We start from the raw sequence: 8,309 nt of genomic DNA on the forward strand, positions 1-8,309 counted from the left end.
TGGCGACGGACTTCCTCGAACCAGATCGCCTCCACCGGCCCGGATAGCCGATCGATCTCGCTCAGCCAGTTGGTGAAGCGCAGATACCGCATGCCACCGCCGTCGAAGCGGCCGGGGCGGAAGCAGACCGTGCCGGTGGTGATCAGCCCGTCAGCCCCTCGCAAGGCCCAGCCGGTTGTGGTGCCCAGATCGAGGGCAAGGATCGTGGGTGATGGAAAGGTTGGTGTCGCGGCCATTTGGGGGCTCCTTTTTTCCGGCTGCTCGATGAAGGGATGGACAGGATCGCGGTGGACGAAATCGCCCAGGGGTGGGTGGTGGACCTCCCCACCTGACGGGGGGAGTCCACCCACCCCTTTTAGGGGTGCCTATTCCGAAATCTGGAATCTGGCAAAACCCTATGATTTCATTGAGGAAATCCAGATTGCGGGTCAGATTGCGGATCAGCCCGTCCGAAATCTGGAACAGGTGCTCCAAGTCATTGAAAAATCGCCAGAAAACCCAGATTTCTGATTGCGCGCAGATTCCAGATTTCGCGAAATCTGGCCAGATTTCGGATTTCGGGGGCCAGATTTCGGGTGCGTCCGCGGCGGTGAAATTCATGTCTCGCCCCCTTCCGGATAGACCCAGACGGCGGGGTTTTCGACCGGCAGAACCGCCCCGGTCTGGGGGCACTTGTAGTGGCTCGGAAACACCCGGACATGCACCGGGGTGACCTCGCCCGTTTCCGGATCGACCGTCTCTTCGCCGGTTGCCAGTTCCATGTGTTCGACGCAGAGATAGCCGTACTTGCTGCGGTCCGAGGCGAGGCCGAGATCGCTTGCGGCATCGCCTTTGACGAACTTGACGATCCCCTTGGTGGTCAGGACGTTCAGCCGCTCGCGAATGCTGGTCTGCCCGCTGAGGCCGCTCTTGTTCTCGAAGGCCTCGGCAAAGAGGGTCATGGTGTACATGCGCCCCGAGCGCGCCTCGCGGTGGAGAATGTCGACGATGACCTCGCCCTTGCGATCCCGCTCGGCATCGAACTTCGCCCCCTGTTCGGCGCGCACGAGCCGTTCGTTCATCGGGTTGACCTCGACCCACGCCCCCTTGACCTTGTCGACGAGCTTTGGCTTCAGCGCGGGGCCGTTCCGGAGCTCGATCTCCAGCTTCCGCTCCGATGCGTCCTCGTCCGGCCGGTGCAGGATCAGACCCGTTGTGTAGAAGCCCCTGAGCGCACTGGCGCCGGAAAGGGCAAGGAAGGGATCCTCCTTCACCTGGTGCTTCGACAGCTTCTTGGTGTGGTGAACGAGGATCACGCCGCAGTCGGGGTTGACGTGATCGCGCAGCACTTCGACGCGGTCCTTGAGGAAGAACATCATCGCGGCGTTGTCGTTCTCGCCGCCGCCATCGGGTCCGCCGTCGAAGAGGTTGCGGATCGGGTCGATGCAGAGGATGTCGAGTGGCGCGTCGGGGAATGCGGCCCTGATTGCCGCGGCCACGCGGGCGCTGCCCTCGGCATCGAGCAGCATCTTGAGCTTCGGGGTGACGACGAGGTTGTCGCGCGCGGAGGCGATCAAATCGGGCGGCAGGCCGATCTGCTGCATTCGCTCGCGCAGGTAGTGATACTGGATCTCGGCCTGCAGATAGAAGATCCGCAAGGGCCGCGGCGGTGTGAAGCCGAGAAACGGCACGCCGGCGGCCATGTGCACGAGCCAGGCGATCAGCAGATCGCTCTTGCCCACCTTGGGCGCGCCGCCAAGCACCAGAAGGCCGCCCGGGGTCAGCACGCGGGGGCCGATCAGGTCGGCGGGCATGGGGCTCCGGTCGTCGAGCAGCTGCCCCAGCGTGAAGGTGGGCATGTCGTCGGGCACCGGCGCGGCGCTGTCGAGCCGAACCAAGGGCGGGCCGTGGCGCTCGACATGGCGGGCCCAGAGGCGTTCGGATTCTCGCTTGAGCCGTTCCACCGGCCACTGGGGCCGCAGCATGGCGGCGTTGTAGCCGCAGATCGCCTCCCAGCCATCGTTCTTCGAGAGGCGGCCCTCGTGAACCAGCCGGATGAAATAGCCGATGGCGGCCGAGGCACCCTCGAAGCGCGACCAGTCGTCGGCGGCGCCCTCGCGCACCGGGGTGACCAGAACATCGCCCACGGCGGGCTTGTCGGGTGTGGCGAAGTCCGGTGTCAGGTTCACGCCCGGCACGGGCGGCATGTCGGCCACGGCCTCGGCGAATTCGTCGAGATCGCGCTCGAGCCCGGCGTTCAACTCCACGATCCGCACCAGCGTCTTGAGGCCGTTCTTGTAATAGACCGAGCCTGCCACCCGGATCGGCTGATGCGCCGAGCGGAAATGCATGTCGCCTCCGACCTTGGCGGCGATGTCACCCCGCAGGCGGCAAAGGCGGCGGATATCATCGCCCTCGGCGGGTTCGGTGAGCTTCCACCAGACGTGGGCCTTGTGCTGGCCCTCGGGCGTGATGCCGCCGCTTTCGACGACCATTGTGGGCGGGCCGAGATGGCGTTCGAGATGGGCGCGTTTGGCGGCGATGTCGCCGCTGTCGATGTCGACGACAACCGCTTGCATCTGAGCCACGTCGGCGGCCTTGGCCTGACCGGTTTCCGCGACCGTGCCGGGAATGACGTAAACCGCCGCGCCCTCGCGCGCGGCCCAGTTCGCGAAGGTCGCCATCTTCTCGGGCGCGGTCTCGTCGGCCGCGATCCAGATGTTGTGCGGCCGGCCGTCGATCCCCTGTCCCTTGTCGATGAAGCTGCGCACCGGGATCAGCCCGTCGCTGTAGCCGAATACCACCTCCATGAAGGAGGCGATCTGCTCGGGGTCGGGTTCGTCGCCGAAGGGGTCGATCCGCGGTGCCGCGTCGTTGAAATCGCGCCAGGGGTTGAAATGGACGAGGTTGGCCTCGGGCTGGTCGGTCGTGTTGTCGTCGCGCATATCGGTGTCCTCGGGTGGTTCGGGCGGGTCCTTGGGGGCGTCATTCATCCGGGAAGTCCCCAACAGCGTTCGGCCCATGGGCAGAACCGGCATTCGAAGAAATCGCGGCTTTGGGCCAAGCGCGGCAGCAACTCGCCCGCGTCCGTCGCCCGCAGGATCCGCACCGCGCGATCCGACATGCGCTGCGCGAGATCGGCGTCGAACGGCACCAACTCATGGTGCAGCTCAGCCGTGTCCTTGTTGATGGCGGTGAACAGCGCCGGGTTGGCCGCGATGCCGGGCACGCTCTCCTCCATGTAGGCCTGGTAGAGCGCGATCTGCGCGGCGTAGACGGGCTTCGCCACGGTCACTCCCTTGGCCACCGTCTCGCGCCAGTTCTTGGCGTTCATGGTCTTGCATTCCCAGAGGGCGGGTGTGCGCAGACCCATGGCGGCGGGGGCGCCCATGACGATCCCATCGACATGGCCGCGAATGCGCCCGCCCGCGACGGAGAATCCGAACTGGCCGCCATCCCGCTTCCGGGTGACCAGATCGAACCCGGCAGCCCGCAGCCAGCGAATCGCCAGATCCTCGAGCGCGTGCCCAATGGCGAAGATGCGCAAGGTTTGGCCCGAAAACTCCTGGCCTTCGTCCTTGGGCGCATGGGCAAACTCGAACTGCAGCGCACGCTCGCAAGGCTGCCCCAGCCGGGAGGCGCCGAGATAGTCACGCGGCGGCGTCGCTGCTCGTTCGGCTTCGAGGGCGGCATCGACGGCCGTGTTGATCCGTTCGGCGACGCAGGGTCTATGGTTGAAATCCAGCATCAAAACGGCACCTCCGACTTTTGGGCGATCTCGGCCATCTCGGCGCGGAAGGCCTCGATGGTGACCACGATCAGGCGGTGCATGTCGTTCTGCGTCAGCTGGCCCAGCGGCCGATCCCAGCCGATCCGCTCCATCTCTGGCGCGAGCGCGCGCATGACGGCGGGCAGCGCCTGGGTTTCCTCTTCGGTGAAATCGACCATGTTCAGTCCTCTCTTTGCCTTTCGGGTGAAGGCCGCCTGGCAGCCCATGGAGCAGAACCAGCGGCGAGTGCGGGTTGGACGCGGACGGTTGGGATCGAACCAGCCGAAGCCGCGGGTGCGGGATGTGCAGACGGCGCAAATGACCGGGCGCGGGTGCCATAAGCGATCAAAGCCCGGTCGATCCGCAGGCGATACGGGCGGGGGTGAGACTTGCGCGACATGGCTCACGCGGCCCTCCGTTCCGGCGTGGCGGCGGCCTGGACAAGCTGCCGGATGGCGCGCTTGTTGAACCGGAAGGAGATCAGCGCCGAGGCGTGGTAGCGTGTGAGCCCGTAATCCTGCCGCGCGCTCGGGGGCAGGTATTGCAGCTGCTTCTCTGTCGGGGCCTGGCTCAGCCAGCCCCGGGTCTTGAAGGCGCTCTCGTCGCTCTCATGCGCGTTGAGCCAGTCGTCAGCCTGAGCAAGGCAGACGGCGCGTTCGCCGACGCCGAGAAGCCGGGGCTGCACCCCGCGCCGGCCACCGACCGCATACCAGAGCCCGTCCAGCCAGAAGATGCCGGCCCAGGCGGTGAAGCCCGTGGCCATCAGCGCCCCCTCGTCGCCGAAGAGATCGACCCACTGGAAACTCGACCGCTTCAGCAGGTCGATCTCGGTCATGACGAAACCCTCGAGCGGCGCCGTGCCCCCGTCCTCGCCCGCGTCCTCGCGCAGGAAAAGCTCACCGCAGAGCGGGCATTCGCGTGCCGCCAGCGGGATCTCCGCCTCGCAGGCAGGACAGGACTTGGTCGGGGCCTCGCCGGTCTCGCTCTTGCCATCGAGGTCGACGTCCTGCTCCAGCGTGCCGTGGATCAGGCTCGAGGTGCCGAAGTCGAGGACAACGCAGTCGGTCTTGACGATGCCGGGGTGTTCCTCGGGATCGATGGTGCGCAGGCCGCGCCCGACCATCTGGATCATGGTCGACTTGCAGGATGAGGGCCTCAGCAGGATCACGCAGGACGTAGGCGGGTGATCGAAGCCCTCGGTGAGCACGGAGACGTTGACCAGAACGGCGATCTCGCCCGAGGCGTAAGCCCCGCGGATGTTGCGGCGCTCGTCAAGCGCGAGCTCGCCATGGATCAGCCCCGCCGGAATGCCGGCCGCGTTGAAGGCTTCGGCGACGTGGGCCGCATGGGCGACGGTCGAGCAGAAGACGATGGTGGGGCGACCGGCGGCCTTCTCGCGCCAGTGGCGGATCACCTCGTCGGTGACCGGCGCGCGGTCCATGATGCTGGCGACCTCGCCCATGTCGAAATCGAGGGCGGTCTTGCGCACCTTCTGCAGTTGCGCGCGCACGCCCACGTCGATCACGAAGGTGCGCGGCGGCACCAGGTGACCCGAGGCGATCAACTCGCCCAGCCGGACCTGATCGGCCACGTTGTCGAAGACCTGGCGCAAGCCCTTGCGGTCTCCCCGGTTCGGCGTGGCGGTGACGCCGAAAATGCGGGCCTCGGGGTTCGCGTCGCGCACCCGGTCGACGATGCGGCGGTAGCTGTCGGCGATCGCATGGTGCGCCTCGTCGATCACCAGGAGATCGAGCTCCGGCATGGCCTTGAGATTGGCGGGGCGGCTCAGTGTCGGCGCCATGGCGAAGGTGACCTGGCCGGACCAGTCCTTCGTGGCGGCATCGACCACGGAAGTTGTCACGTCCGGGTTGACCCGGCCGAACTTCTCGCGGTTCTGAGCCGTCAGCTCGTCCCGGTGGGCCAGCACGCAGGCCTTGGCGCCGTCGCCGACGAACGATCCGGCAACCGCCGACAATGCGATCGACTTCCCGAATCCGGTGCTGGCGATGCTCAGCGTATTGCGGTTCTTCGAGAGCGCAGCGAGGCTGCGCTCCACGAAGAGTTTTTGACGAGGACGAAGGCGCATGGGCTGGCCCTCACTCGGCCCAGGACGGGCGGCCCGGCATGGACGACGCCGTGGGGGTCTGCTGGGGCGCGGTCTGCGCGGCCGCAGTCTGCGGGATGCTGGAGGGAGCCGCGGGTGCCATCGGTGCAGCCGCCGTCCCCATGATCCGGGCATAGTCCCGATGATCCGGCGTGACCGCCGCGCGGATCTCGTTCTTCTCCTCGCCCATGGCATCGGTGCCGATGTCGATCCGGGCCACGAACTCGAGCCCGTCGAGATCGGCAAAGCCGCCGATCCGCCGTGCCGCCTGCGCCTGGGGCGACTGGTCCTTGTCGGAGATACCGCGCGCCGAGTTCAGCATGCCCCGGATCAGGCTGCGGCCCATGTTGGCCCAGTCCGGCCCCTTGGGGCTGTAAAGCCCGATCAGGGTGAAGATCTTGCGCCGGGCGTATTGTCCCTCGAGCACGGTGAATTCGCCGTTGAGATAGACCGCGCCGGTCGAGCCGCGGGTGGCATAGCCCCCGGCCCAGCCTTGCGAAGGGTCGTCGAAGCCGCCGGGGCGGATGGTGAGCCGCACCTTGGCGAGCGTGCCCTTGGGGATGAGGTTGGCGTTGGATTGCGCGTCGTTGAAGTCGTTCCACAGGCCAGACATGGCATTGGTCCTTTCAGTTGGAGGGATCGGTTTGAGGGGGGACGGCCGCCGCCGGGATCGCCGGCGGATCGATCACCAGCGGGCGCGCATCAAGCGGCAGCGGCTGGTGGATCTTGTCGATCAGGCGCCCCAGATCGGGGGGCTCGAGCATCTCCAGGCGGCCGGAGCGGTCCTTGGCCGGATAGCCCCAGGGGTTCTGGGTCTGGCAGACGAAGACCCGCCGCAGTTCGCCGTTCGCTGGGGAAACGGTCCCCCCGGACCGTTTCCTGATCCAGCTCACCATCCGGCAAAGAGGTCAGCGTCAGCACCTCGTCGACGATGCCGGGCAGCTCGAGCCCTGTCTTGGAACCCTCGATCTGCGGCACGAAGACCTTGCGATTGAAGTCGTCGAGCTTCTCGTCGAGGATGCCGACGAAGATCACGTTCTTCGCCCGGGTGTGCTGCAGATGGGTGAGCCAGCCGATCATCTCGCGCCCGTGCAGCCCGTAGGCGCCGCGCACATCCGGTTTGCCGGTCTTGTCCGAATGCGCCTCGGGCTGGCCCTTGCACCACTGGAAGCACAGCCGACCGGCGACGGTGATCGAGTCCACGAAGAGCGTGTCGTACTTGTCGAGCGCCGCCGGATCACCGAACTTCCTGCAGACCGCCTCGAAATGCGCCCGGCTGTAGGGCTGGTCGTCCCTGAGCGCCGGGTTGGCCCCGCCGATGAACACCGCGAAATCCCTGCATTCGGTCCAGGTGCGCGGCCGGATCGTGTCTATGGGCAACCCCTCGACGGCGAGATCGCCCGCCTCGAGATCGAAGAACAGCGTCGTGCTTGCCTTGAGCGTGCGCAACAGCGTGGTCTTTCCCGCGCCGCTCGCCCCGAAGATCGCGGCCTTGACGCCGCGCATCTCCGCGAGCCGCTGATCGGCGGTGATGATGGGGAGGGTCATGCCGGCACCCCCTGCGGTTTGCGGGGCGCCACGGGATCACCGCTGGTCACGGCGGCGTAGAGCGCATCCAACCGATCCGCCTCAGCGAGGCATTCGATCCCCTTGCGCCGCATGAAGCGCCGCGCATCGTCGAGCAGCGCGGGATCGGCGATCAGATCCGGGATCGCGACATATTCCTCGGCGCTCTCGACGAAATAGGATTTCGAGCGCAGGTCCTTCACGAGCGGCGCGAAGGCCGCGCAGATCTCCGAGAAATCGGCCTGGCCCGACCCGTCGTCCCGATTGCGCAGGATGCGCTTGACCTCCGAGACGATCCCGGTGCGCAGCATGCGCAACGCGCCTTCCTCGCGCGCCTGCGAACAGGTCAGCGGAAAGGCCGCCTCCATGATCTCGTCGGCGATCCTGGGCGCGTTGTTGCCCACGCGGGAGGCAAACTCCCAGACGGACGCGGCAAAGGCCGCGGATTGGCTATTCAGCATCGAGCCACTCCTTGATTTTGGTGAAGACTTCAGCGCCGCGGGCGATGGCCCGGGCGTCGAGATGGTGGAACGGATCGTCCCGCGCCTCGCGCATGCCCTGCCGGGCGAGCGCGAGGTTGTCGTCCGAAGCCCATTCCGCGAAGGCCCGAAACGTGCCGGTCACATGCTGCCAGGCGGCGCGTTCCGGCGTCGGCGGGACATGGAGGGGATTGCGGCGGCCGGTGGGGCGCTGCGGGCGCATCCCCCTCCTGGCCGCGTCAATCACCATCTTGCGCAGAGCGGCGCGGGTCGGTTCCTCGCCGCGTTCGAGGCGCTCGTTCAGAACGCGCCGGACCATGCCGGGTTCGGTGGCCTCGGCATCGCGGATCTGGCGGGCCTCGTGGATCTGGTCGCGGCGCAGGCCGAGATCGGATGTCGTCGCCTGAAAAGT

8 protein-coding genes and 1 pseudogene are annotated in these 8,309 nt (G+C 66.8%); all 9 read right to left on the reverse strand.

Going from position 1 to position 8,309, the window contains the following annotated elements; translation table 11 throughout:
* Nucleotides 1-236, reverse strand: a pseudogene (locus F3H26_RS18635) (hypothetical protein); the annotation flags it as partial.
* Nucleotides 237-596: 360 nt separating this feature from the next.
* Nucleotides 597-2,972 (reverse strand): AAA family ATPase, encoded by a 2,376-nt coding sequence (locus F3H26_RS18640; RefSeq protein ID WP_149777477.1) that lies wholly within the window; start codon nucleotides 2,970-2,972, stop codon nucleotides 597-599.
* Nucleotides 2,969-3,727 carry a PD-(D/E)XK nuclease family protein gene (locus F3H26_RS18645; RefSeq protein ID WP_149777478.1) on the reverse strand — a complete coding sequence of 253 codons (759 nt, stop codon included), beginning with the start codon at nucleotides 3,725-3,727 and terminating at the stop codon, nucleotides 2,969-2,971. Before F3H26_RS18645 ends, F3H26_RS18640 begins: the two co-directional genes overlap by 4 nt.
* A complete protein-coding gene (locus F3H26_RS18650; protein ID WP_149777479.1) occupies nucleotides 3,727-3,927 on the reverse strand; it encodes a DUF6511 domain-containing protein in 201 nt (66 codons plus the stop codon). The genes F3H26_RS18645 and F3H26_RS18650 overlap by 1 nt, the downstream gene beginning before the upstream one ends.
* Nucleotides 3,928-4,151: 224 nt before the next feature.
* Nucleotides 4,152-5,834, reverse strand: coding sequence for a DEAD/DEAH box helicase (locus tag F3H26_RS18655; protein WP_149777480.1), 1,683 nt, complete (start codon nucleotides 5,832-5,834; stop codon nucleotides 4,152-4,154).
* 10 nt (nucleotides 5,835-5,844) lie between these two features.
* The gene (locus F3H26_RS18660; RefSeq protein WP_149777481.1) at nucleotides 5,845-6,465 is read right to left on the reverse strand and encodes a hypothetical protein; all 621 of its coding nucleotides are present in this window, start codon (nucleotides 6,463-6,465) and stop codon (nucleotides 5,845-5,847) included.
* Between the two features lie 89 nt (nucleotides 6,466-6,554).
* Nucleotides 6,555-7,400, reverse strand: coding sequence for an ATP-binding protein (locus F3H26_RS18665; protein ID WP_223162580.1), 846 nt, complete (start codon nucleotides 7,398-7,400; stop codon nucleotides 6,555-6,557).
* A complete protein-coding gene (locus tag F3H26_RS18670) occupies nucleotides 7,397-7,879 on the reverse strand; it encodes a hypothetical protein (RefSeq protein WP_149777482.1) in 483 nt (160 codons plus the stop codon). Before F3H26_RS18670 ends, F3H26_RS18665 begins: the two co-directional genes overlap by 4 nt.
* Nucleotides 7,869-8,309 (reverse strand): hypothetical protein (locus F3H26_RS19540; protein ID WP_223162581.1); only part of this gene is annotated, 441 nt, incomplete at its 5' end. The genes F3H26_RS19540 and F3H26_RS18670, both read right to left, overlap by 11 nt.

The organism is Ruegeria intermedia (genome assembly GCF_900129345.1).
Taxonomy (GTDB): Bacteria; Pseudomonadota; Alphaproteobacteria; order Rhodobacterales; family Rhodobacteraceae; genus Ruegeria; species Ruegeria intermedia.

Excerpts from the sequence above, each read along its gene's own strand:
- F3H26_RS18665 (WP_223162580.1), bottom strand. The coding sequence starts at position 7,400 with ATGACCCTCCCCATCATCACCGCCGATCAGCGGCTCGCGGAGATGCGC.
- F3H26_RS18645 (WP_149777478.1), bottom strand. The coding sequence starts at position 3,727 with ATGCTGGATTTCAACCATAGACCCTGCGTCGCCGAACGGATCAACACG.
- F3H26_RS18650 (WP_149777479.1), bottom strand. The coding sequence starts at position 3,927 with ATGGTCGATTTCACCGAAGAGGAAACCCAGGCGCTGCCCGCCGTCATG.
- F3H26_RS18655 (WP_149777480.1), bottom strand. The coding sequence starts at position 5,834 with ATGCGCCTTCGTCCTCGTCAAAAACTCTTCGTGGAGCGCAGCCTCGCT.
- F3H26_RS18660 (WP_149777481.1), bottom strand. The coding sequence starts at position 6,465 with ATGTCTGGCCTGTGGAACGACTTCAACGACGCGCAATCCAACGCCAAC.
- F3H26_RS18670 (WP_149777482.1), bottom strand. The coding sequence starts at position 7,879 with ATGCTGAATAGCCAATCCGCGGCCTTTGCCGCGTCCGTCTGGGAGTTT.
- F3H26_RS18640 (WP_149777477.1), bottom strand. The coding sequence starts at position 2,972 with ATGAATGACGCCCCCAAGGACCCGCCCGAACCACCCGAGGACACCGAT.